The sequence below is a fragment of the Gilliamella sp. B2887 genome (assembly GCF_026537015.1).
GTDB lineage: Bacteria > Pseudomonadota > Gammaproteobacteria > Enterobacterales > Orbaceae > Gilliamella.
This window is the reverse complement of sequence record NZ_JAFNMX010000001.1, coordinates 48,986-74,661: the sequence shown is the minus strand read 5'-3', so window position 1 is coordinate 74,661 and position 25,676 is coordinate 48,986. Positions and strand designations below refer to the sequence as shown.

23 protein-coding genes and 1 other RNA gene are annotated in these 25,676 nt (G+C 34.4%); 7 read left to right on the top strand and 17 right to left on the bottom strand.

Annotated features, from left to right (window positions below):
• Positions 1-35: 35 nt before the first annotated feature.
• The 13 genes from J3U13_RS00320 to J3U13_RS00260 all read right to left on the bottom strand — a co-directional run bounded on the left by J3U13_RS00320 (position 36) and on the right by J3U13_RS00260 (position 13,823).
• Entirely contained in the window at positions 36-581 is a 546-nt protein-coding gene (locus tag J3U13_RS00320; RefSeq protein WP_267339402.1) for a 5-formyltetrahydrofolate cyclo-ligase, read from the bottom strand.
• A 32-nt stretch (positions 582-613) separates the two neighbouring features.
• Positions 614-795: non-coding RNA, 6S RNA (ssrS, locus tag J3U13_RS00315), on the bottom strand.
• A gap of 65 nt (positions 796-860) precedes the next feature.
• On the bottom strand, positions 861-1,145 hold the full coding sequence (zapA, locus tag J3U13_RS00310) for a cell division protein ZapA (RefSeq protein WP_267339401.1): 285 nt from the start codon (positions 1,143-1,145) through the stop codon (positions 861-863).
• Between the two features lie 7 nt (positions 1,146-1,152).
• On the bottom strand, positions 1,153-3,015 hold the full coding sequence (gene dxs, locus J3U13_RS00305) for a 1-deoxy-D-xylulose-5-phosphate synthase (protein WP_416380332.1): 1,863 nt from the start codon (positions 3,013-3,015) through the stop codon (positions 1,153-1,155).
• A 15-nt stretch (positions 3,016-3,030) separates the two neighbouring features.
• The gene (gene ispA, locus J3U13_RS00300; protein WP_267339399.1) at positions 3,031-3,900 is read right to left on the bottom strand and encodes a (2E,6E)-farnesyl diphosphate synthase; all 870 of its coding nucleotides are present in this window, start codon (positions 3,898-3,900) and stop codon (positions 3,031-3,033) included.
• Positions 3,893-4,138 (bottom strand): exodeoxyribonuclease VII small subunit, encoded by a 246-nt coding sequence (gene xseB / locus J3U13_RS00295; RefSeq protein ID WP_267339398.1) that lies wholly within the window; start codon positions 4,136-4,138, stop codon positions 3,893-3,895. The genes ispA and xseB overlap by 8 nt, the downstream gene beginning before the upstream one ends.
• Positions 4,139-4,289: 151 nt before the next feature.
• Positions 4,290-5,636 (bottom strand): DNA recombination protein RmuC, encoded by a 1,347-nt coding sequence (rmuC, locus tag J3U13_RS00290; protein WP_267339397.1) that lies wholly within the window; start codon positions 5,634-5,636, stop codon positions 4,290-4,292.
• Between the two features lie 2 nt (positions 5,637-5,638).
• On the bottom strand, positions 5,639-6,613 hold the full coding sequence (epmA, locus tag J3U13_RS00285) for an elongation factor P--(R)-beta-lysine ligase (protein ID WP_267339396.1): 975 nt from the start codon (positions 6,611-6,613) through the stop codon (positions 5,639-5,641).
• A 66-nt stretch (positions 6,614-6,679) separates the two neighbouring features.
• The gene (mdoH, locus tag J3U13_RS00280; protein WP_267339395.1) at positions 6,680-9,037 is read right to left on the bottom strand and encodes a glucans biosynthesis glucosyltransferase MdoH; all 2,358 of its coding nucleotides are present in this window, start codon (positions 9,035-9,037) and stop codon (positions 6,680-6,682) included.
• Positions 9,038-9,055: 18 nt separating this feature from the next.
• Positions 9,056-10,618, bottom strand: a complete 1,563-nt coding sequence (locus J3U13_RS00275) for a glucan biosynthesis protein G (RefSeq protein WP_267339394.1) — start codon at positions 10,616-10,618, stop codon at positions 9,056-9,058.
• Positions 10,619-10,635: 17 nt separating this feature from the next.
• Complete coding sequence (locus J3U13_RS00270; protein ID WP_267339393.1) at positions 10,636-11,301, bottom strand: hypothetical protein; 666 nt, start codon at positions 11,299-11,301, stop codon at positions 10,636-10,638.
• 154 nt (positions 11,302-11,455) lie between these two features.
• Positions 11,456-11,692, bottom strand: coding sequence for a YecH family metal-binding protein (locus J3U13_RS00265; RefSeq protein WP_267339392.1), 237 nt, complete (start codon positions 11,690-11,692; stop codon positions 11,456-11,458).
• 190 nt (positions 11,693-11,882) lie between these two features.
• On the bottom strand, positions 11,883-13,823 hold the full coding sequence (locus tag J3U13_RS00260) for an exoribonuclease II (RefSeq protein WP_267339391.1): 1,941 nt from the start codon (positions 13,821-13,823) through the stop codon (positions 11,883-11,885).
• 137 nt (positions 13,824-13,960) lie between these two features.
• On the opposite strand from J3U13_RS00260, the gene J3U13_RS00255 reads away from it, so the two are divergent.
• Entirely contained in the window at positions 13,961-14,734 is a 774-nt protein-coding gene (locus J3U13_RS00255) for an alpha/beta fold hydrolase (RefSeq protein WP_267339390.1), read from the top strand.
• Positions 14,735-14,766: 32 nt separating this feature from the next.
• Here the strand turns inward: J3U13_RS00255 and J3U13_RS00250 are convergent, their stop codons facing one another.
• Genes J3U13_RS00250 through J3U13_RS00235 form a run of 4 tightly spaced genes read right to left on the bottom strand, consistent with a single transcriptional unit; the run spans position 14,767 to position 16,543 of the window.
• Complete coding sequence (locus J3U13_RS00250) at positions 14,767-15,090, bottom strand: type IV pilus modification PilV family protein (protein WP_267339389.1); 324 nt, start codon at positions 15,088-15,090, stop codon at positions 14,767-14,769.
• Positions 15,083-15,520 carry a DUF2509 family protein gene (locus tag J3U13_RS00245; protein ID WP_267339388.1) on the bottom strand — a complete coding sequence of 146 codons (438 nt, stop codon included), beginning with the start codon at positions 15,518-15,520 and terminating at the stop codon, positions 15,083-15,085. Before J3U13_RS00245 ends, J3U13_RS00250 begins: the two co-directional genes overlap by 8 nt.
• Complete coding sequence (locus tag J3U13_RS00240) at positions 15,489-16,103, bottom strand: prepilin peptidase-dependent protein (protein ID WP_267339387.1); 615 nt, start codon at positions 16,101-16,103, stop codon at positions 15,489-15,491. Before J3U13_RS00240 ends, J3U13_RS00245 begins: the two co-directional genes overlap by 32 nt.
• The gene (locus J3U13_RS00235; RefSeq protein WP_267339386.1) at positions 16,061-16,543 is read right to left on the bottom strand and encodes a prepilin-type N-terminal cleavage/methylation domain-containing protein; all 483 of its coding nucleotides are present in this window, start codon (positions 16,541-16,543) and stop codon (positions 16,061-16,063) included. The genes J3U13_RS00240 and J3U13_RS00235 overlap by 43 nt, the downstream gene beginning before the upstream one ends.
• Positions 16,544-16,758: 215 nt before the next feature.
• On the opposite strand from J3U13_RS00235, the gene dapD reads away from it, so the two are divergent.
• From dapD to J3U13_RS00205, 6 genes are all read left to right on the top strand, one after another.
• Complete coding sequence (dapD, locus tag J3U13_RS00230; RefSeq protein WP_267339385.1) at positions 16,759-17,583, top strand: 2,3,4,5-tetrahydropyridine-2,6-dicarboxylate N-succinyltransferase; 825 nt, start codon at positions 16,759-16,761, stop codon at positions 17,581-17,583.
• Positions 17,584-17,687: 104 nt separating this feature from the next.
• Complete coding sequence (locus J3U13_RS00225; RefSeq protein WP_267339384.1) at positions 17,688-18,179, top strand: YajQ family cyclic di-GMP-binding protein; 492 nt, start codon at positions 17,688-17,690, stop codon at positions 18,177-18,179.
• A gap of 231 nt (positions 18,180-18,410) precedes the next feature.
• Complete coding sequence (bglX, locus tag J3U13_RS00220) at positions 18,411-20,684, top strand: beta-glucosidase BglX (RefSeq protein WP_416380333.1); 2,274 nt, start codon at positions 18,411-18,413, stop codon at positions 20,682-20,684.
• 53 nt (positions 20,685-20,737) lie between these two features.
• Positions 20,738-22,438, top strand: coding sequence for a sensor histidine kinase (locus J3U13_RS00215; RefSeq protein ID WP_267339382.1), 1,701 nt, complete (start codon positions 20,738-20,740; stop codon positions 22,436-22,438).
• Entirely contained in the window at positions 22,432-23,151 is a 720-nt protein-coding gene (gene btsR / locus J3U13_RS00210; RefSeq protein ID WP_267339381.1) for a two-component system response regulator BtsR, read from the top strand. The genes J3U13_RS00215 and btsR overlap by 7 nt, the downstream gene beginning before the upstream one ends.
• Positions 23,152-23,454: 303 nt before the next feature.
• Positions 23,455-25,602, top strand: coding sequence for a carbon starvation CstA family protein (locus tag J3U13_RS00205; RefSeq protein WP_416380620.1), 2,148 nt, complete (start codon positions 23,455-23,457; stop codon positions 25,600-25,602).
• Positions 25,603-25,676 lie beyond the last annotated feature (74 nt).

The following is a 25,676-nucleotide window of genomic DNA, read 5'->3' as shown; positions in this document are numbered from 1 at the left end:
TGCTAAATTATTGGCAATATTACTTTTCGATAAGATTAAGCGTAGATGATTTCGGGAAGCTTGATATCCCATGGTTGGTTATCAATATGTGGTACTTTTTGGCAGGCAAAAGCTAGGCCGATAGGCAAAATTTTCTGGCTTTGATAATTCGCTAACATACGGTCATAAAATCCTCCGCCCATACCTATACGATATCCTCTTTCATCAAAAGCAACCAGTGGCGTAAAAATAATATCTAATTTATGATGAGGTAATACATTAAGAACATTTAGAGTTGGTTGCAGTATATTGAATTTATTTTTAATTAAAGAGGTTTGTGGGGTATATTTTAAAAAAAGTAAATGCGTAGAAACAAATGGATGTATAACGGGTAAATAGACAGATTTATTTTGTTGCCATAAATATTCTATAATTGATTTAGTATCGACTTCACCATCAACTGATAGGAATATAGCTATATTTTGGGCTAATTTTATATCTTGGTGTTGGAGGATTTGTTGATAAATAGCATGCTGCGCATTAACGCGTTCAATTGGGGAGAGTTGACGTCTTTTTTGGCGTATAGTCTGTCTAATGTTCATCAGTTATCACTGTAAGAATAAAACAAGATAAAAACACTCCAAGATGTCGTTTAGGGTCGTAACCCTTGAACCCAAGGTTCAAGGTGAACAACATGTTTCGATTTTTAGGTTTCCTTACGAGTAAGGCATACACACCAATCAAAAGTCACATCGTTCTAATATAAAGAATATCGGCTCAGGGGACTAACCCACATCGCGAACATCCCAGAGATGCATATAATATTACAGAATTTAACAAATGATACAAGGAGGTTTTTATCAAATTTACAAATAAAAACATTAATTGTTGGTATTCAAAGCAGAATCAAGCAATTGTTGCAGCATTTTTAGTCTATGGCTAAATTCGTTACTTTTTTCTTTTTCCTTTGTTAATTCATAAGAAATATTAAGCGCTGCGGTCATGATTAGTTGTTCACTACCTATTTGTGGAGATTTTTCACGCAAATGAGATAATCGCTCATCCAAATCTTTTGCAGCATTGGTTAGTGCGTCAACTTCATCAACCGGACAATTGAATTTTAATGTACGTCCAAAAATTTGAATAGTGACAGCTTGAGTTTCCATATTTAACCTATTGATTTATAAATTCATTAATTTTTTCTATAATGTGTTCACCGTTTAATCCCATCTCTTTTCTTATCTCATTTTGAGATCCTTGAGGAATAAACTTATCTGGTAATCCAATATTTAAAATATCACATTTTATTTTTTTAGATAATAAAAATTCACAGACGCCACTTCCTGCACCGCCTTTAATGCTATTTTCTTCTACAGTGACAAGTATATTATGAGTTTGGCTAATGTGCAAAAGGACTTTTTCATCTAATGGTTTAACAAAACGCATATCTATGACTGTAGCATTAATTTTTTTACCAGCCTGTAAAACTTCAGGTAGTAATGTGCCAAAATTGAGTAAAGCTATATTTTCACCTTCGATGCATAATTTTGATTTTCCAATTGGTATGGTTGCTAGTGGCTCTAATTGCACACCTTTACCTTCACCGCGAGGATATCGCACAGCTACAGGACCATTATGCAAATAACCTGTATAAAGCATTTGTCGGCACTCATTTTCATCACTTGGCGTCATTATGACAAAATTAGGTATGCAACGCATGAAGCTTAGATCAAATGACCCTTGGTGGGTTTCACCATCAGCACCAACAATACCGGCTCTGTCTATAGCAAATAAAATTGGTAAGTTCTGAATGGCAACATCATGAATAACTTGATCATAAGCACGTTGTAAAAAAGTTGAATAAATTGCAACGACCGGTTTTAAACCACTAATAGCAAAACCAGCAGCAAGCGTCACTGCATGTTGCTCAGCGATGGCCACATCAAAAAACTGATCAGGATAAAGATTGGCAAACTTAGTCATACCTGAACCTTCGCTCATTGCTGGAGTGATAGCCATTAGTTGTTTATCATGGCGTGCCATTTCACATAACCAATCACCAAAAACTTGTGAATAGGTTGGTGTAATTTGGTTAGCTGCTGGCAATATTCCATCATTAGGATTAAATTTCGGTACACCGTGCCACAAAGTTGGATTTTGTTCTGCTGGTGCATAACCTTTACCTTTTTGAGTAATAACATGAAGCAATTGTGGGCCTTTTAATTGCCGAACTTTTTGTAAAGTGGTTACCAAACTTTCAACATCATGTCCATCAACAGGACCAATATAATTAAAGCCAAGTTCTTCAAATAAAATTGCCGGCGTCATTAAGCCTTTTAAATGTTCCTCGGTTTTTTTTAATAGTTCTTTCAATGGTGGAATATTAGCAAGCACTCGTTTGCCGCTTTCACGGAAAGCGGTGTAGGTTTTACTTGATAGTATTTGAGCTAAATGTTGATTAAGTGCACCAGTATTTTCTGAAATTGACATATCATTATCGTTAACAATAACTAACATGTTGGGTTTAATATGCCCAGCATGATTCATTGCTTCAAAAGCCATACCAGCGGTAAGGGCACCATCACCAATAATTGCCACTACCTTCTGCCCAGATTGTTTTTTTTGCTCACTAATAGCAATACCTAATGCGGCACTGATAGAAGTCGAAGAATGACCTGTTGTTAAAACATCATATTCGCTTTCATTACGGTGTGGAAATGGATGAAGTCCACCTTTTTGCCGTATTGTGAGCATTTGATCACGCCGACCAGTTAAAATTTTATGAGGATAAGCTTGATGGCCAACATCCCAAATAATTTTGTCAAAAGGAGTGTGGTAAACATAATGCAGTGCTACTGTTAATTCAACCACCCCCAGTCCTGATGCTAAATGTCCACTGGATTTACTCACACAATTTAACAAAAATTGCCTTAGTTCACGACAAATTTCAGGCAGTTGAGATTGAGGATAACACCGCAAATCCTCTGGGAAATTAATTTTTTTTAATAAGGGATAATTATCCAAATTCATTTTTATCATTAAGCCATTATGTTAACTATTTCGATTTATAATAAAACTAGCAAGATCTTGTAGTTGTTGGCTATTATAAGGTATTTGATTGAGACTATCGATAGCCTGATCGTATAACTGTTTTGTCATGTCTATAGCTGCTTGTAGACCTAATAAAGCAGGGTAAGTACTTTTTTCATGGATAATATCGGAGCCTTTAGGTTTGCCCATAATAGCTTGTTCACCAATAACATCTAAAATATCATCCTGTATTTGGAAGGCAAGTCCAATTGCTTGAGCATAACTATCAAGCAAGGGATAATATGGTTTGCTTATCTCGCCACTGGCAAACGCACCTAATCGAACCGCTGTTTTAATTAATACCCCAGTTTTGTAGTTGTGGATCTTTTGTAAATGTTCCAAGGTAATAGTTTGGTGCTCTGCTTGCAAATCAAGAGACTGTCCTAAGCACATACCCGTTAACCCACTAGCATTAGCAAGTTCAGCAATCATATCAATTTTAACTTGATTATTCAGATATTGGCTTTCAGATAATAAGCTAAAAGCTAATGATTGTAATGCATCACCAGCAAGTATCGCTTCAGCATGTCCATATTGAATATGACATGTAGGTTTTCCGCGTCGAAGGTTATCATTATCCATTGCAGGTAAATCGTCATGAATTAATGAATAAGTATGTATCATCTCAATTGCAGCAGCAGCCTCATCTAATCTTGATAACGGACAATTGAACATTTGTCCAGTTAAATAGACCAGTATTGGACGAATTCGCTTACCGCCGGCTAACAAGCTATAACTCATAGCTTGTTGCAATTTAGAAGAAGGGAACTGAGTAATATATGTCGCTAAGAACGTATTAATCCGCTCTTGTAATGGTTTTAAATTATTCATTATTATCGGTTAAAAATTCAGATAGTTCTGCATCACTATTTTCAGATAATAATATCTGAATGCGTTGTTCCGCTTGTTGTAATTGCTTTTGACCCGATTTAGCTAATTTAACACCTTTTTCAAACTCATTCAATGCTTCGTCTAATGGTAAATCGCCATTTTCTAATTGTGCAACGATGATTTCAAGTTGTTTAAGGGTCTCTTCAAAACTTGGTTCAGTAACTTGTTTTTTAGCCATATTTTATTCCTTGTTGTACAAAATGAGTATACACGTATTTTCAGTAAAGTGAATTAAGATGTTTTTTATACTCAAACATATGCACTACCTGAAACTTCTTGACAAAAAATCAACAAGGTTGATTTCATTGGTTAGCCATCACGGTAAATCATTAATCTTTATTTTTGTTAAGATTATCTACAGAAAATGATGCTATGTCTGGATTAATAGGTTTTTTAACTTCAACTCCTAATTCTCTAAATTGCTCAATTTGACCTATAATATTACCGCGACCTTTGGATAGTTTATTAATAGAATTTTGATAAGTTTGTTGAGCTTTATCAAGGGTATTACCTAGATTTTCCATATCTTCCACAAAACCGCGGACTTTATCATACAATTTACTTGCTTTATCTGCAATTAGCTCAGCATTACGATTTTGGTGCTCATAACGCCACAAATTATGAATCGTGCGTAAGGCAACCAAAAGGGTGGTTGGGCTGACAATCATAATGTTATTTTTGAGTGCATCATTGATTAATGATGGATCATGATCAATGGCACATAAAAATGCCGGTTCTACTGGAATAAACATTAATATATAGTCTAAAGAATTAATACCAATTAACTTATGATAATCTTTTTGACTAAGTTGCTTTAGATGGTTACGTACCGCAGTTAAATGATCGGATAATGCTTTGCTTTTTATGAATTCTTCGTCATTATTAAAATAACGTTCATAGGCAACCAACGTCACTTTAGAATCAATAACCACATCTCTCCCTTGAGGTAGATGTACGATGACATCAGGCTGAAGACGTTGGTTATTTTCATTGGTTAAATTAACCTGAGTATCATATTCATGACCCAATCTTAAACCGGAATTATCAAGTATTTGACTAAGTATAAACTCTCCCCAATTTCCTTGGATCTTATTGTTACTTTTTAAAGCGTTAGTAAGATTGGATGCCTCTTTAGTCATTTGTTGATTTAATTGCTGTAAATTACGGATCTCATAAGTAAGCGTATGGCGTTCTTTTGCTTCTTCGCCAAAACTATCTTGGACTTGCTTTTTAAAGCTTTCTAATTGTTCCTTTAATGGCGATAATAAGAAATTAAGGCTTTGTTTATTTTGTTGTTCAATTTTTTTACCGCTGTGCTCAAATATACGATTCGCTAAATTTTCAAACTGAGTGGTAAGTCGTTGTTCACTTTGCTCTAGTACTGTCTGGCGTTCATGAGCTGCATTACGCGTTTCTTCTAAACGTGTTTTTAGTTCACTAATAGTAGCAAATTGTTCGATATTTTGTTGTCGATGTTCGTTTAATTCACTTTCAAGCTGATTTACTTCATTAGTTAATGTTTGATTCTCTTGTTTTAACTGAGAAAGTTGTAAATTAAATAGTTGATTTGAATTACTAATAACCAGCAGTGATTTAATCAATAAAATTAAGAGAATTAAGGATACTAATCCAAGCACAATGGCGATCCACTCAATTAGTCCTAAATGACTTATCATCGCTAGGCCCTTTCAAAGGTAAATGAAATTACATCATCAAGTTTCATTGAATCAAGCGCTAACATGATCAAACGATCTAAACCTACTGCCACTCCGGCACAGTCAGGTAGACCATTTTCCATTGCAGCTAATAGCTCAATATCGATCTCTTGTTGAGGTAGATTAAGATTGAGCCTATCTTGATTGTTTTGTTCAAAACGCAGCCTTTGTTCTTGTGGATTTGTTAATTCTTTAAAACCATTCGCAAGCTCTACACCTTTGTAATAAAATTCAAAGCGACCAGCAACACGATGATCTTCGCTGTTAATTGCAGCTAATGCTGCTTGTGAAGCAGGGAAGTTATACACGGCAATCGGTTTATCATGACCAATATGTGGCTCTACACCAAAAGTAAATAAACATTGCAATAAACCATCTTTATCGAACTCTTCTGTTTTAATTCCAATATTTAACTGATTAATAGTGTTCACTAATGTTGCATAATCAGCCTCTAAGGGATCAATATTAAGATGACGTTGAAACGCTTTTTGATAAGAGATACGTTCCGCTGGTTCACAATCCAAAATTGTTTGTAATAGATCATCAACTTCATTGATCATTTGCATCATATCAAACTGAATTCGATACCATTCGAGCATAGTAAATTCAGGATTATGAAAATCGCTGATCTCTTCATGATTGCGAAAACATTTGCATATCTGATAGATTGGACCACTGCCCGCAGCTAATAAACGCTTCATGTGATATTCAGGGCTGGTAATTAATGACATCTTTCGCCCAAGTTGTTGATCGAATTCACCGGGTCTAAAAAAAGTAGTAGAGAAAGAACTTAAATGCACATCAGTAACAGCATATTGGCTTAAAGTTGGCGTTTCGACTTCCAATATGCATCGATCGGTAAAAAATTGTCGTATTTGTGAAATAATTTTTGCGCGCTTAAGTAGATTATTGATAGATGCGGAAGGTTGCCAAGTCATAAAAAATATCCATGGATTTTGATAAATTACTGAAAAAGAAAAATAGGGCTTAAGCCCTATTTTTTATTATTGACGTTCATTTTGCCATAAAGTGAATAAATTGTCGTACTTTTCTTGCTGTTGCCAAATATGCTGATGTAATTCAGAAAGAATTATTGGGTCTTCTAAAATTGTTAATTGTTGTTCTTTATTGATTTTTTCTAAATCAACTTGTTTGAGTTGCTCAATTATCTCAAGACGTCTTTGCTCAATTTTTATGTTTGGTAAATGACGAGAAGTAGACAATGCGCAAGCTAAAGCATTGTAAATGGGATCAACTAAAGCCATGATAAAACCGTGTTCAACAATATTCGCTTCTGTTTTAACTAGACATTTTCCCGTATTGGTTACGACTTTCGTAGGATGAGTTTCTTCTGGAGTTAAAAATAGACCGAGTTTTTGGGCTTTTATTCCAATACTTGATAATCCTGAAACTCTGATCACTAAAGGCGAAATAGTCAGTGGAATTAGAATAGCGATATACCAATAAGTAAACTGAGGATTTAACCAAATAATCACACCAAGCCAAACAATGCCTAATAAAGAAAGAGACCAACAAAAATAAAAAGACTCTCCCCATGTTAGGGCATCGTCGTTTCTTGAAGGTGACTTCCATTGAATTTTGCTGCCTAACCATGCTTTAACCACAAATTTACTGTGGAATATCATACGTATTGGGGCTAATATCATCGACCATAACATTTCGATAAATATCGATAGGGTAAGTTTAAAAATGCCACCCACATCTTTAGCTCCTGTGCGAGCGATGATAATGCCATAACTAAAGAATTTTGGTGCAAATAATAATACCATCGTTGTAGATAACAATTGTAATGCTAAATTTTCATCCCATCTTGGCCATGTCGGATAAAATTGATTAGGTTGGAAAAAATATTGTTGATCGGATAAGTTAAAAACTAATAGAAGAAGCGTTGAAAAGAATAAAAATATTAACCACAATAAAGATGAAATATAAGCCATCCCACTAGTTAAAAACATTACTCTATGAGTTAAAGTGATCCCACTTTTAAAAAGCAATTTTAAATTAATTAAGTTACCCATACACCAACGGTTATCTCGTTTAAGATCTTCTATCATATTGCCTGGTAGTTCTTCGTAACTTCCATTCATATTATAGGCGATCCAAACTCCATAGCCAGCGCGTCTCATCAATGTAGCTTCAACAAGGTCATGAGACAAAATGTGAATTGGTCCTTTACGTTCTTGAAGTGGGGATAAAATACAGTGTTCAATAAAAGGTTTTAAGCGAATCATGGCATTGTGTCCCCAATACTGAGCTTCGCTGAGTTGCCAAAAGTGAGTACCAGCACAAAAGATATCACTGTAAATCTGATTGGCAAATTGTTGGATTCGACCATACAGTGTCTTCATTCTAACTGATTTCGGCGGTGACTGTAATATGCCCGCTTTAGGTGTCATTTCCATCATGGCAATCATCTTTAAAATACAATCACCCGTCATGATGCTGTCAGCGTCAAGTATCAACATATATTCATATAAATGTCCCCAGCGTCGACAGAAGTCATCGATATTACCACTTTTACGTTTTACTCGACGTTTACGATGTCGGTAAAAAATATTACATCCGTTATTCTCCTTTTGAGCATTAAAATCTGACCATGCTTTTAATTCATTTACATAAAGATCGGGATCATTCGTATCGCTTAAAATATAAAAATCACAGTAATCAGCATGCTCGGTTTCAACTAAAGATTGATAGGTTGCTTGTAATCCCGCAAAAACTCGTGCTACATCTTCATTACAAATTGGCATAACTAATGCTGTACGATGTTTCGCATCAATGTGTTTCGTTGCATCTTTTGGGATCTCAATAGTATAACGGTCTTTTTTTATTACAGCTAAAATCAGTCCCATAATACTGGTCCAAAAGCCTATTGAAATCCAGGCAAACAAAATAGCAAACAGAAAAATAATAAACCCTTGTATAATATATGGAATGATGCTATATATGGCTAATTTAGGATTATTTACCCAATTAGCCATAAAATTGATTTTTTCCCAACTTTGATAAGGCAATAATGTCGATAGATAAGTCGTTCCGAAATAGGTTTGAATCACAATTAGTGCAAACATTATTAAGCGACGGATAACCGCAATGAGATTAACTTTATCTTTGAAATTAGCTTTATAGCGTTTATTCCATGTTTGTGGTTGAATCGAAACTCGTTCAACTTTAGGGTAACTGGGTTGCTGATTTCTTTCATCAATGTAATTTGATGTATCGCCAATTTGATTTAGGCGATATTTCAGAAATTCAGTATCATTTGGTGCAATTTCATTGTTTTTTAATTTCTGACGCCAATCATCAGCGCCAGAAAGTGTAGCAAAGTAATCTTTTTTCATTATGTTATCTTATTATCGTTATTGCCCTGGATATTGACCACTCCATGTCTCAGATAAAATCTCATTCGTTTTCTCTGAAGCTAATTGAACACGAATATCCGTTGGTTTTTTATTGTCTTGAACATTGAACCGTATAAGAACTCTCCAGCCTTTTGTGACTGAATTATATTGTACCTCAGAACTCACAATCGATCCGTTATTAATGCTTGATATTGCTCTGACCGGTTCTTGTTCTGATAATTTAGGACCGGCAAAGTCAATAACATAAGCGTTTGAACCATCAAGTTTACGGATTAAATTTGCCTGCTTTATATCACCTAATGATAATCGAGTGCTAATTGCTCTAGCTACATTATCTGGATAACGTTGCTTTTCATTTAATGAATAATGCAATCGATACTTAATATCAAGACTATCACCGGCTTTGTAATGTTTTTCAGGTACCCAGAAAGAAACGATATTGTCATTTGTTTCATCAGCAGTTGGAATTTCAACCAATTCAACACGACCTTTTTGCCAATTGCCTAAAATTTCTGTCCACACGCTAGGGCGCAGTTCATAATGATCATCAAGATCTTGGTAATCCTCAAATCCGTTATCTCGTTGAATCAATCCAAAACCTTTAGGAGCATCAAAACTATATGATGAAAAAGATAAGCGTTTTGGATTATTTAATGGTCGCCATATCCACTCACCACTGTTAGATAAAATAGATAACCCATTAGAGTCGTGCATTGCTGGTCGATAATTTAATAAAGGAGATGGCTGATTTGGACCAAATAAATACATACTTGTCAAAGGGGCGATACCGAGTTTTTTTACCGAATCGCGGAAAAATATTTTAGCTTCAACCGTTATTGTTGTATCTATACTTGGTACTAAAATGAGCTTATAAGCGCCTGTTACGCGAGGTGAGTCAAGTAAAGCATAAATGACTAAATGTTTTTGTTTAGGCAATGGTCTTACGAGCCAAAACTCCTTAAAACGAGGGAACTCTTCACCAGTCATCTCTCCGGTATCAATGGCTAATCCTCGAGCGGACAATCCATATCGTTGACCTTTTCCTACTGCTCGGAAATAACTGCCTCCAAGCGCTGTAAAAATTTCATCATCGGTTTTAGTTGGATTGTTTATTGGATAATGAACCTTAAATCCGGCAAATCCAAGTTTTTTTGTGTCTAGATTTTCTAATCCTGCTTGACTTAAATCAAAATAACTTGGGTCGTATTTAATTTCATTAACTTGATTATTGACAATTTCATTGATTTGAACGGGGGTGTCAAAATACATCCCTTCATGATAAAACTCTAATTTAAAACGATTTTTTTTGTCATTCCAATAAGCTTTTTCATGATTAAATTGAATTTTCTGATAATCAGCAAATTGTAAAGCCGCTAACTCATTTGGTATGTTTTTAGATGGTTGTACATAACTTTTCTTTGATAGTTTTTCTGCTTTAGTAATAACATCGTTAAACGAAAAAGCTGATGAAGAAAAACTAATAAAAAGAGCTGAAACTAAGCAAAGCATTTTGCAAGTTACTGTTTTACTAAACTGACTGATTGGTAATAAATTATACATAAAAACTCGCATTCGGGTTAACGGAAAATATTTAGATAATTGATAATGTTATTCTTAGGATCATTCAGACACTTTTCCATAAATTCTGCCTTCATTTCTTGAAGAATACTTGGATTTTCATCAATCAAAAAGTGAGTATAGTTATCCTTGAGAATTTTAGTATGTAAAATTGATAAGTCTTCTTTATTCATTTTGAATAACGTCTGAAAAGTAGAAGTTTTGTTATTATTGTTTGTATAAATAGCTGCAATAAAATCAGCTGAAAGGTCACAATAGTTGTTGATATTCGCTTGTGTAGTATTGATTTTGCTTAATTCAATTTTGTGCTCTATTTGATTATTTTCAATAATTTTTTTAACTTGAAAATCATATTTTAATTTATAATATTGATGAAGATAAAAATTTAAAACACACGCTGATTGGTTCTTGTCATTAACACAGTCTAGGATACCTTCATTTGAAATGTATTCGTTAAAATTTTTTGATTGAACCAGTTTTTGTAATTGATCTTTTGCATCAATCACATATGGGTTATTCGATTCTGTTTTTTGCATTAATACAGATAATCGATCCGTTTCAGTCTGTGAAGGTTCTACATTTTTAACGGATGTAACCGATTTATGCGCACAACTGGCAATAAAAATAGGAACAATTGCGCATATAAAAATATTACTTAATTTCATATATAAATTCCATGAATATATTTTTCGAGTTGTAATTTTAGGGCAGGCTAATATCTGCGCGAAATTATATACTCATATTCTATTAAATACACCATACGATTAATTCAAATGTGTAAAAAAAAGCATTATGAACAGTCACTAATATCTTACAAAGTTAATGACGACAGATTTTTGTTTCGTTGACTGTAAATCCAGAATTATTAGCAGGTTTGAATTTACCCTTTAACTTTAAAAAGCAGATGAGTTGTTCTGCATTCATATTAGCTTCAGAGCAAGTGTGAAATTTAGCATTTTTCCCAAATTTTGTTTCAATGGCTTGAAGAAGAGATGATTCTGTATAGTTATTACCAGCCATCATTTGTAAGACTTCATGTCCATGAATTGATAACATAGCACCCTCTGAATCTTGTTTATTTTAGTTGATAAAAATATTTTAATGGATGAAGAAAGATATCAGATATTATTAAGAAAAAAAAGAGGTTGAGCGTTAAAATATCATCAATTATTAGTTAGGCAACCCCTATGTAATATCAGGGGTTGCAAAATCAACAAGATTATTGTGAATTCAATTTTTTATGCCATTATTTATCGGTAACTAATTTAACAATTATTGATTGATTCTCTTTTTTAACTTGGTGAATTTTAACGGTAAGGGTATCGGCAAGTTTATAACAGATATTATTATTAATTTTAATGACGCCCTCATCAGGAAATGAAACCACTTCTTCTCGAGTTGGATGAATCATTGAGAGTGGTAAAAACACAAATGCACCAATATCCGTTAAACGCAGACGAGCACCTCCGCGGTTGATATCGACAATCTCCGCAACAAAGTTATCACCAATTTTATCTGATAAGTATTGAACATAAAGATTTTCAGCGATATCTCGTTCAGCATAGCGTAATAATTTACGTCTTTCATTGATGATCTTTAGCTGCTCGTTGTCGGGTTTATTCAAAGAATGTGAACGTAAATAATTTTTAATTAAACGATGATTAACCATATCCCCATATTTGCGTATTGGTGATGTCCAAGTAGCGTAAGCATTCAATCCTAAGCCAAAATGAGGTTGTGGTTCAATTGAAAAATCGGCCGAACTTTGACATTTACGGAGCCGAGCTGATAAAAACGCATCATTATCGATCATTCGTCGTAATTTAATGTATCCATCGAAAGACAATAATGATTCTTTATTAAATCCCTCAATACCATGATTGGTGAGAACTTTCAAAATTTGATCAATAAATTTAATGTCAAAACCTGAATGAATATTGAATATACCAAATCCGATTTTATTAATAAATTGCAATGTTAAGGCTTGATTGGCAATGATCATTACTTCCTCAACAATTTGACTGGCAATACGACGAGATTCTTTATTGATAGATTTGACATGACGATTTTCATCAAGCACAAAACGATAATCATTGCTGTCTTTGAAAACAAGTGCATTGTTTTGTCGCCAGATAGTTCTTGTTTTTGCCAAATCTAACAATGAATTCAGTTGCTCGGGTAATGTTGCGTTATTAGATAGCAATTCATCAGCATTTTCTAAGAAATCTGAAACATTATTATAAGAAAGCTTTGCTTTTGATTCGATAAATGCTGTCATAAAAATGATGCTATTTTCATCTATATTACCGTTTACATCGATATTAATATTGCATACTAACGCCGGTCTTTTTTGGTTTTCTTTTAAAGAACAAAGGTTATTGGCTAACTCTTCAGGTAGCATTGGAATGTTAAAATCAGGTAAATAAGTTGTGAAGCTTCTTTGTTTAGCGATCTTATCTAATTGACTGTCTTGTGAAATATACGCTGTGGGATCGGCAATAGCGACTTTAAGTTGGTAATTACCTTGCTCGTCTTTTGAAATGGCAATGGCATCATCCATATCTTCTGTATATTCACTATCTATGGTAAAAAAGTTTATATCGGTTAAATCTTGACGATTAATCAGTTCATTTTCATCAATGGTTAATGTATCCGATTGTGGGGGATTCGATTCTAAATTATGTCGGGCTAAAGTTTTTAACCAAGGTAGATAAATTGAACCATTTTCAGCCACAAAATGCGTAATTTCTGCTAAAAAATGATTTTTACCTTCTTCTAAAGGATGAGAAATCAATGTGGCGACTACCCAATCTTCATCTTTGGGATTCTCTTGAATCTGTTTATTATTTTTACATCGAATGGCTAAATTTGAAGGCATGTTTTCAGGATAAATAACCATTGTTTGTTCTTGAAAACCGATTTTTCCTATAAATCTTTGTAAGGGACTTTCTATTAGTGATTCAGGTTCAAAAAACTTTTTATCACCATTTTCAATTACTGTTCCAGATACTTTATCGCCATTGCACACGGTTTTCATTTTATTAGCTGTAATGAAATAACTGGTTTTATTGTCGACGTCTAAAAAACCAAATCCTTTCTCATGGGCTCGGACAGTACCTTCAATACGCGGTGTTTGTTGATGAAGTTCTTGCTTAAGTTGTGCAAGTAGCGGATTATTATGAAACATACGATTTAACACTTTTTTAAAAACTGTTTTAATATTTTATCATAGTTATGAAGATTGTTGTTATTGAATTAATTGTTGGTGAATTTAGCATTAACCATATATTATTCATATTTAAATATAAAATACTAAGTTGAAAGATGAAATTAAATTATAAATTGCAAGGTAAAGGGCAACCTGTTGTTTTTCTGCATGGCGTGTTTGGTAGCTTAGATAATTTAAATCAGCTGGCTGGCGGTCTAGTATCTAAATATCTAACATTACAAGTTGATTTGCGTAATCATGGCCAATCACCTTGGTCAGACCAAATAAGTTATCCCGCAATGGCGCAAGATGTGGCTGACCTTTGTCGCGAACTTCAATTAAAAGATATCATTTTGATTGGGCATTCTATGGGGGGAAAAGTAGCGATGCAATTATCACAAGTTATCCCTGATCTCATCCAAAAAATAGTTGTGATTGATATCGCGCCAGTAAAATATAATGGATCACCTAACGCGATTATATTACGATCTTTAATGTATTGCCTTAATAACCAGATTACCGATAGAAAGCAAATTATGGCAGTTATGCGAGAAGCGGGTATTACTGACGCAATTTGTCTTTTTTTATTAAAATCTTATAAAAATCAACATTGGCTATTTAATTTAAATGCCATCAATGATCAATACGCAAACATTTGCGACTGGCAAATCATACCAGCTAATGCGCCATGTTTAAAACCGATATTATTTATTCGTGGAGGAAATTCGGTTTATTTAGCTGAGAAATATCAAAATACTATTTATGCTCAATTTCCCCATGCTGAAATTGTAACTATTTCTGGCGCAGGGCATAACGTGCATGCTGAAAAAACACAGGAAGTTTTACAACTTTTACAGGATTGGTTGAATTGCTCATTGAGTTCCGGATAATTTTTGTGTTTTTTATGGTAAAATTTTGGCAGTTAATGGCAAAATAACCGTTGTTGATTGACTGACTTATAATTCATTGGTGTCACAGTAACAAAAATCATTTTGCATCTGATGTTATATTGTTCACTTTTTAGCGTATATTGCCAATCATTTGGAATAATATCGTTGGTAATCTCGGGATAACTTTCAAGCAGTTCAAACGCTATTTGTTCTGCTTGTAACTGATTAGAAAGATAATGGTATTGATAAATTAGTGATTGTTGATAACCTGTAAAACCAAGAATGACAATTGAAAATAGTAAACTTGCTATCATTACTTCAACTAAGCTAAATCCCATAATATTTTTATTATTCACAATCACTGCTTCTTTTCTCCGGACAGTAATCTAACCAATGACCTTTTTCTACAACAAGTTTTGTACCATTTAAATGTGCAAGCGAATATAAAAAGAAACCATCAGCTTCACTTCGTAAAAGTTGATAATTATCTACTTTTAGCAGTGATTTTTTTACACAAGCTTTTAAATGGTATTTTGAGTCTGTTAAGCATTGCCAATGTTTTGTTGGTGTTTGCCAATCCTGTGTTAAAGCCCAATTCAATGCTGAACTTGCTTGATTAAACTGTCGATAATAGCGATTTTCCATAACAACAGTTTTCTGCCAAGAAATCAGTAATAGATTAAAATTCGTTAATAAGAATAATCCAATGACCATTAAAATAACGACCATGATAATAGCGCTAAAACCATTTTCATTATTCTGATGCAGTCTTAAATAGATTTTCATTTTTGATTATTTTTGTTATTTGATATTTAACATGTTTGTGTTTTTTTAATTCAGCTCCAATTGATAATTCAATTGTGTTATTTTTCTGTTTGATATCAAATTTTGTTACTTTAATTTCAGCAGGATCGAATAATTTTTCCCATTTGGTCTCTTTGCAATTTACTGCTCCAGTTCTGTATTCAACATTATTATTTTTGAAACGGTAAGTAAATATATCCGAATTGTTTAAGTTCCAAGGATCGTCGATCCAATCATGGCGAATTTCACTATCATATCGAATAATCATACAGTTTAGAGAGCCAACTATTTCAAAAGCACTTTTTTTCATTTTAGTTGGATCATCGGCAATAAATCCCGCTCGTTTGATGTCTTTTGATAAACCAACTAATGCTTGCTTAATAGTTTGTTGCAAATGCATTATTTGGTAATGATGCAATGTATTTTGTTGTAATTTATTATAAAAAGATGTTATCCCTATCACAATCAAACTTACTAAAGTAATGCTAATTAACATTTCATATAATGAAAATCCTAACGCCTTTAACATGGCGGTAAACTCGGTAAATAACTGTTCAACTGGCAAAATCGAATACGCCCACGGTATGAGACAAAAACTTTACTTTTACCAATTTCATTAGATAGCTCTAAGGAAAATGATTGTGCCATATTGCGTCTTCCCCAAAAATAAATATGTTTTTTTTCAGTTAATCCACTAATTTTTACAGTATTATTTGGTTTGATAAATTGCAATGCACCTTGTTTACAAGATGTGGGGCGTTCTTCGGATGTAATGGTTAAACACCAAGGAGATGAAAAAACAAAAAGTTTATAATTTTGATTTTCGGTATAAGCTTTTACCTGAACTTCATTTAAAAAGTAAGCCAATTGTTGTGTTGTTGAAACTAATTCATTACGAAGTTGAATAGCTTTCCAATGATGAATTCCCACAGTTGCAAGAATAGAGCTAATGCCTATAACTATTAAAAGTTCGAGTAATGAAAAACCTTGAGCATGCATAATCATTTTTGTGCTTAAAACTGATATGGATAATTGTACAATTTACTCTACAAATGTTTTTTAGGAAGGAAAAATCTGTGTGATTTGTTCCAAATAAATTGTATTTTTTTCTCACTGAACTTATTGGCGATGACAAACCACTTAAAAAGCAAGGAAGATTATATTATACTGTTTATCCATTTTATATTTAGTAACGGACTTATAAGTAAAGGAAACTCGAGATGCAACAATTACAAACTATTATCGACGCAGCCTTTGAACGCCGCGCAGAAATCACTCCATCAAATGTTGATGCAGTAACACGTGACGCAATTAATCAATGTATCGCTTTATTAGACAGCGGTAAGATGCGTGTTGCGGAAAAGATTAATGGCAATTGGGTGACTCATCAATGGTTAAAAAAAGCGGTGTTGCTCTCTTTCCGTATTAATGAAAACCAACTTATTAATGGTGGTGCAACGAATTATTACGATAAAGTACCATTAAAATTTGCCGATTATGATGAAGCTCGATTCCAGCAAGAAGGTTTTCGTGTTGTGCCATCCGCTATTGCGCGTAAAGGTGCTTATGTGGCACGTAACACCGTTTTAATGCCATCTTATGTTAACATTGGTGCATATGTTGATGAAGGTACTATGGTTGACACTTGGGTAACAGTTGGATCTTGTGCACAAATTGGTAAAAATGTCCATTTATCAGGTGGTGTGGGTATTGGTGGTGTATTAGAACCATTACAAGCTAATCCAACAATAATTGAAGATAACTGTTTTATTGGTGCACGTAGTGAAATCGTTGAAGGTGTGATTGTTGAAGAAGGTAGTGTAATCTCAATGGGCGTATTTATTGGACAGAGCACTAAAATTTATGATCGTGCAACAGGTGAAGTCCATTATGGTCGTGTACCAGCAGGTTCAGTTGTAGTGTCAGGTAACTTACCCACTAAAGATGGCAAATATAGCCTATATTGTGCAGTCATTGTTAAAAAAGTAGATGCAAAAACATTAGGTAAAGTAGGTATTAACGAACTACTACGTACTATCGATTAATTTAGCTGTCATCGTCTTTACATGCCGCCTAATTAGAAAGGCGGCTGATATTTTATTCATTCTTAAATCTAATTATTTTTATAACCATTATAAGAGGAGAGTTTATGCCTTCTTTTGATATTGTCTCTGAGATACAAATGCCTGAAGTTAAAAACGGCGTTGAAAATGCTACACGAGAATTGGCAACCCGTTGGGATTTCAAAAACGTTGAAGCATCGTTTGAATTAAATGAAAAAAATGAAACAATCAAAGCGACAAGTCAATCTGACTTCCAAGTACAACAATTGCTCGATATTTTACGTGATAAGTTAGCCAAGCGTGGTATTGATGGCGGTGCTTTAGAAATTCCAGAAGAAATGGAACACAGTGGTAAACTGTACAGTATGACTGTTAAGCTTAAACAAGGAATTGATAAAGAGTTAGCCAAGAAAATTGTAAAGACCATTAAAGATAGCAAAATAAAAGTACAGGCTCAAGTGCAAGGTGAGCAAGTACGAGTTACGGGTAAATCTCGGGACGATTTACAAGCTACTATGACTTTAGTGCGAAATGGAGAATTTGGACAACCATTCCAGTTTACTAATTTTAGAGACTAATCAAAATTAATGTTCATTTTTGTCGACGTTAGTCGACAAAGTTAACCTTTAACAAATAAATTTATTGTTGTCAAAAAGTTTGAGGTTAACTATACGTTTTAGTATAAAAATTTAAAATAACCATTGCTAAAGCGTCTTAAATATGAAAATCAATGCTTATAAAGTAAGATTTTCTTCAATGAATGCGTTATGCTATTCATTAATCTATCCTCTTAAATAAAAAATATTATGATAAAAAAAATAGCGACACTTTTATTTCTTATCGCCTTTTCTGGGAGTCTGTTAGCACAACAAACTCAAAGCGAAGAAAAAAAACGCTTTATTGATGATCTATTATCCAAAATGACCATTAAAGAAAAAGTTGGTCAACTGCGTTTAATTAGTGTGGGTGATGAACAGACACTTAGCAAGACGCTCGATGAAATTGAAGCAGGAGAGATTGGGGGAATATTTAATACCATTGTCGAACCTGATCTATCACAGATGCAAGATCGCGCTTTAAAATCCCCCAATAAAATTCCACTATTACTGGGTTTTGATATAATTCATGGTCATAGAACAGTATTTCCTATCAATTTAGGCATAGCCGCAACTTGGGATCGTCATGCCATTGGTAAAGTGGCTGACGTCTCGGCTGATGAAGCCACATCCGATGGATTAAATATTACTTGGGCTCCTATGGTTGATATTACCCGAGATCCAAGATGGGGGCGTGTTTCTGAAGGTTTTGGGGAAGATCCTTATTTAACGTCAGAAGCTGGACGGATTTTTGTAGAAAAGATGCAAAAACAATCGTTGGCAGATAAAAAATCGTTAGTGACTTCGGTTAAGCATTTTGCTCTTTATGGAGCTGTTGAAGGGGGACGTGAGTATAACAGTACTGACATGAGTGAACGTAAAATGTTCCAAGAATATTTGGTGCCTTATAAAGCGGCTATTGATGCAGGTAGCCGTGCTGTTATGGTTGCGTTAGTCAGTGTTAATGGTATTCCAGCAACAGCTAATCACTGGCTCTTAACGGAAATACTTCGTGATAAGTGGCATTTTAATGGTGTTGTAGTGAGTGACCATGGTGCAATACGCGAACTTATTAATCATGGTGTGGCAAGCGATCCGAAAGATGCCGTGCGTGTTGCTATTAATGCCGGGATTGATATGAGCATGAACGATGAATATTTTTTACAATTTTTACCCGAATTGATTAAAGAAGGTGCAGTTACTGAAGCTCAAGTTAATCAGGCTTGTCGTCATGTACTCGAACTTAAATATGATATGGGATTATTTAATAATCCTCACCGAAATTTAGATCCTCACTTAGATAGCACTACCATGTTTGCTGATAACCGTTTGCATCGTCAAGAAGCAAGAGAGGTTGCTCGTCGTAGTATTGTCTTATTAAAAAATAGTAATAACATTTTGCCAATCTCTAAAAATGCAAAGATTGCTGTAGTGGGTCCGTTAGCTGATTCAAAACGTGATATTTTGGGTAGTTGGTCAGGGGCAGGTCGAGCTGATTTAGCGGTAACACCACTAGAAGGCATTAAACATGCGGTGAATAATGTCCATTCAGTAAATTATGCCTTTGGAGCAAATCTATCAAATGATGCTAATTTATATCGCTTTTTAAATTTATATGAACAAACGACCAAATTTGATAATCGACCTGCGGATAAAATGATAGATGAAGCGGTTCTAAAAGCAAAAAAAGCCGATGTCATAATTGCATTTGTTGGTGAAGCTCAAGGTATGGCGCACGAGTCATCAAGCCGAACAGATATATCTTTACCAATTAGTCAAAAACAGTTAATTAAAGCTTTAAAAGCGACAGGTAAACCATTAGTGATTGCTTTAATGAATGGACGTCCATTAACATTAAACGAAGAGTATGCCCAAGCTGATGCTATGCTTGAAACATGGTATTTAGGCACAGAAGGAGGTAATGCTATCGCTGATGTATTATTTGGTGATTATAACCCTTCGGGAAAATTACCTATCTCTTTTCCTCTTAATGTTGGGCAGATCCCTGTTTATTATAGCCATTTAAACACGGGGCGACCTAGGGGAATTGAAAATATGGGTAAATATACAACTTCCTACTTTGATAGCCCTAACGAACCATTATTCCCATTTGGTTACGGTTTGAGTTATACCAATTTTAACATTGATTTTGTTCTGTCCAACACTGAAATGACTAAGAACAGTGAGATTATTGTCACTGCTAATGTTGAAAACATTGGCGAAAGATCAGGAACACAAACAGTACAACTGTATTTACAAGATATTACTGCATCGGTCAGCCGTCCTGTCAAGCAGCTTGTCGGTTTTGACAATATTACGTTAAAACCGCATGAAAAAGGTCAAGTAAAATTTGTCATCAAATATGACATGTTAAAATTTTGGAATGATAAAATGCAATATGTTGCCGAATCGGGTAAATTTAATGTGTTCGTTGGTTTTGACTCGACAACTCAGAATAAACAGACATTTTCTTTATTAGATAAATAAATCGGCAATCTTTTATCGAAATTTTTTGACCGTTTCGATTTGGTAGCAATATTATGTTCGAATTTGATCTTGTCTTACAGCTACTAGAACAAATGTGTGTTTACTTAGTGATTGCTTATTTGCTAAGTAAAACACCAATTGTTATTCCTCTTATGCAAGTTACTGTACATTTACCTTACAAACTAGTTTGTTATTGTATCTTTTCTTTATTTTGTATTATGGGAAGCTATTTTGGCTTGCATATTGAAGACACGATTGCCAATACGCGAGCGATAGGCGCTATTTTGGGAGGACTTCTTGGTGGACCAATTGTTGGATTACTTGTTGGTATTACAGGTGGATTTTATCGTTATTTAATGGGCGGTATTACTGCTGAAAGTTGTATGTTATCAACTATTTTAACCGGTTTATTAAGTGGTCTGATTCACTACTTATTAATGAAAAAAGGACGGGTCGATCTTATCTACAATCCTTTTTTAGTTGGTATTTTAGGATTATTGGTTGAAACACTTGAAATGACAATAGTGCTAGCCATTTCTCGACCCTTTGATGTCGTTTTGCATATAGTTAGAAGTATTGCCGCACCGATGATAATTGCCAATAGTATTGGAGCGGCGATGTTCATGCGGATTTTATTAGATAGACGGGCAATATTTGATAGATATACTTCAGCTTTTTCAGCCAGAGCATTAAAAATTGCTGTTAGTACTGAAGGTTTGTTGCGCGATGGTTTTAACCAGTGCAATAGTACTAAAGTTGCTCAAATCATTTATCAGCAACTTGATATTGGTGCGGTATCAATTACTGATCGAGAAAAAATATTAGCTTTTATAGGTATTGGGGATGATCATCATAAACCAGGAACACTAATAACCTCTAATAGCACTTTTAAGGCGATTGAAAGGAATGAAGTACAATATCTTGATGGTGCACATCAACCTTATCAATGTTCCATAAGTAAAGGTTGTCGCTTAGGTTCAACACTCGTTATACCACTGAGAGGTGAAAATAATACTGTTGTTGGTACAATTAAACTGTACGAAGCAAAAAATACCTTATTTAGCTCAATAAATCGAACTCTCGGAGAAGGTATAGCCAGCCTATTATCCGCACAAATTCTAGCCGGTAAGTATGAATACTATAAACAACTGCTTTCCAAAACAGAAATTAAATTACTGCATGCGCAAGTGAATCCTCATTTTTTATTTAATGCTTTAAATACTTTGCTTGCAGTCATTCGCCGTGATAAAACACAAGCTTCGCAATTAGTGCAAAATTTATCTACGTTTTTTCGAAAAAACTTAAAAATGACCGAAGAAATAGTCACTTTAAAAGATGAGCTTGAGCATGTTAACGCCTACCTACAAATTGAAAAAATGCGATTTATGGATCAATTGACTATCGAAATTGATATCCCATCCGAATTAGAATGTGTACAATTGCCGGCGTTTTCATTACAACCCATTGTTGAAAATGCAATAAAACATGGTACTTCACAATTGATCGGAGTAGGAAAAGTAATTATACGTGCTTATGACAAGAGTCAATCAATAATAATAGAAATTATTGATAATGCAGGTAATTATTGTGAAAATAAAAAAGATAACCATGGATTAGGTCTAAATCTTGTCGATAAACGGATCAAGATTCGTTATGGTGAAAAATACGGTATCAAGATAGAATGTAAATCGGATGAATATACGAAAGTGATGTTAATCTTGCCGTTGCAAAAGGATACGAAGGTTCAATGCTAAAAGTTATTATTGTTGATGATGAATTACCCGCACGCGAAAATTTACGTTGTTTATTAGAAAACGATCCTCAAATTTCTATTATTGCTGAGTGTAATAATGCTATGGAAGCAATACGTGAAATTCATCGTCTGCAACCTGATGTTGTTTTTTTGGATATCCAAATGCCAAAAATAAACGGCATTGAAATGTTATCTATGCTTAACCCACAAACCATGCCTAGGATCGTATTTCTAACGGCTTATGGCGAATTTGCTATCAAGGCATTTGAAGAACAAGCCTTTGATTATCTCCTTAAACCTGTTGAGCAAGAAAGATTAAATAAAACTTTACATCGTTTACATCATCAAAGCTTATCAAGAAAGATCAATGAATCAGAAGAGATAAATCAGAATCTAAAATACATTCCATGCATTGGGCATAATCGAATTTATTTATTAAACCTAGAGGATGTCTTTTATGTTTCATCGAAAATCAGTGGGATTTATGTTTTCAATCAATCCAATAATGAATATTACACAGAATTAACCTTAAAAACACTTGAAGACAAAACACCTTTAATTCGCTGCCATCGACAATATCTTGTTAATTTAAAAAAACTTAAAGAAATCCGTTTTAATGATGCTGGCGGTGTAGATGTAATTTTTATCAATGATATTTCTGTTCCGGTTAGTCGCCGTTACCTAAAATTTCTTAAAGCCTTGTTAAGGCTATAACAACTGACTTAAAAGCCTATTGATTGATGTTTATTTTACCGCTTAATGTCTAATTTTGACCACTCATAGTCTTAATCCAACCTAAAACTTAAATAATATTACTATTTTTATACATTAAAACTTACTATGTTCTCCAACATAAAGGACCTTTAGTTGATAAATTAAGTCATTGAAAAATGATAATTTAATCTTTTATTTATGAAGAAGATTCCTATTAATCATTTACAGTCATTGTTAAATAGCCTTTGTTTTGATGGACTTAAATATCAAACTAATTAATTTGGATTTTTGAAGAGAATGATCATGAATAATAAAGTCTTTAAGCACATTCCATGGTTAATCTTAGCTCTTATTGGAGCATGTTGCCTTGCTGTGGTTGCTTTAAGGCGTGGTGAACATGTTAGTGCGCTATGGATTGTTGCTGCATCAGTATCAATTTACCTTGTCGCATATCGTTATTACAGTTTGTATATTGCATCAAACGTTATGCAATTAGATCCTACCCGCGCAACTCCTGCAATGATTAATAATGATGGTTTAAATTATGTGCCAACTAACAAATATGTCTTGTTTGGTCACCATTTTGCTGCCATTGCTGGTGCAGGACCTCTAGTTGGTCCAGTTCTTGCTGCACAAGTAGGGTATTTACCGGGCACACTATGGCTACTTGCTGGGGTCGTTTTTGCTGGTGCTGTGCAAGACTTTATGGTTCTATTTTTATCTTCACGCCGTAATGGTTCATCATTAGGTGAAATGATCAAAGAAGAAATGGGGGCTTTTCCTGGCACTATCGCCTTATTTGGTTGCTTTTTAATTATGCTAATTATACTTGCAGTATTAGCATTAATTGTGGTTAAAGCATTAGCTGAAAGTCCTTGGGGCGTATTTACCGTCTGTTCAACAGTACCAATTGCTTTATTTATGGGGATTTACATGCGATTGCTACGACCGGGACGAGTACTGGAAGTTTCAATTATTGGTATAATATTATTAATCTTATCAATATGGTATGGTGGGGTTATTGCGCATGACCCTTATTGGGGACCAGCGTTAACTTTCAAGGCGACCACAATTACTTATGTTCTTGTAGGGTATGCAATTGTTTCTGCCATGTTACCTGTTTGGTTGATTTTAGCACCACGCGATTACTTAGCTACTTTCTTAAAAATTGGCGTAATTGTGGGTTTAGCAATAGGTATTGTTATTTTAAATCCTGATTTAAAAATGCCTGATGTTACCCAATATGTCGATGGTACCGGTCCTGTCTGGAAAGGCTCGCTATTCCCATTCTTATTTATCACGATTGCTTGTGGTGCTGTTTCAGGTTTCCATGCATTGATTTCCTCAGGTACTACACCAAAATTATTGGCTAATGAAAACGATGCTCGTTTTATTGGTTACGGTGCAATGCTGATGGAATCTTTTGTGGCAATGATGGCTTTAGTGGCAGCGTCCATTATTGAGCCGGGTCTCTATTTTGCAATGAATACCCCGCCATCTGCGTTAGGTATTACCATGCCAGATTTGCATAAACTCGGAACAGAGGATGCGCCTATGATTATGGCTCAATTGAAAGATGTCACTACTCATGCTGCTGCAACGGTTAGTTCATGGGGATTTGTCATTTCACCTGAACAAATCATGCAAACTTCGAAAGACATTGGTGAGCCATCGGTTTTAAATCGTGCTGGTGGGGCGCCTACTTTAGCTGTAGGTATTGCGCATGTTTTCCATCAAATTCTTCCTGGTGCAAATATGGGCTTTTGGTACCATTTTGGGATCTTATTTGAAGCGTTATTTATCTTAACTGCATTGGACGCAGGTACACGGTCAGGTCGCTTTATGCTACAAGACTTATTAGGTAATTATGTGCCTTTCTTGAAGAAAACCGATTCACTCGTTGCTGGTTTTATTGGTACGCTTGGTTGTGTTGGTTTATGGGGGTATTTGCTTTATCAAGGCGTCGTCGATCCATTAGGGGGTGTGAAGAGCTTATGGCCATTATTTGGTATCTCTAACCAAATGTTGGCGGCTGTAGCGTTAGTGTTAGCGACAGTTGTATTAATTAAGATGAAACGAGCTCAATACGTCTGGGTAACAATCATTCCAGCCGTTTGGTTATTAATTTGTACTACATGGGCATTAGTATTAAAACTGTTTAGTAATGATCCTCAATTGGAAGGATTCTTCTATTTAGCTAACGAGTACAATCGTCGCATTGCTGATGGTAACTCGCTAACTTCTCAGCAAATTGATAATATGCACCATATTGTGATTAATAATTATACTAATGCGGGTTTAAGTATACTATTTTTGCTGGTTGTTTATAGTATCATCTTCTTTGGTATCAGAACTGTGCTTAAAGTTCGTAATAACAAACATAGAACAGATAAAGAAACCGCTTATGTACCAATTCCGAAAGGTGGCGTTAAAACCTCTATGTCACACTAATTATTATTTGATAGGATGCCTTATTAATTAGGTTTCTTAAGATTATTAATAAGTTTTAAATTGCCTATCTTATG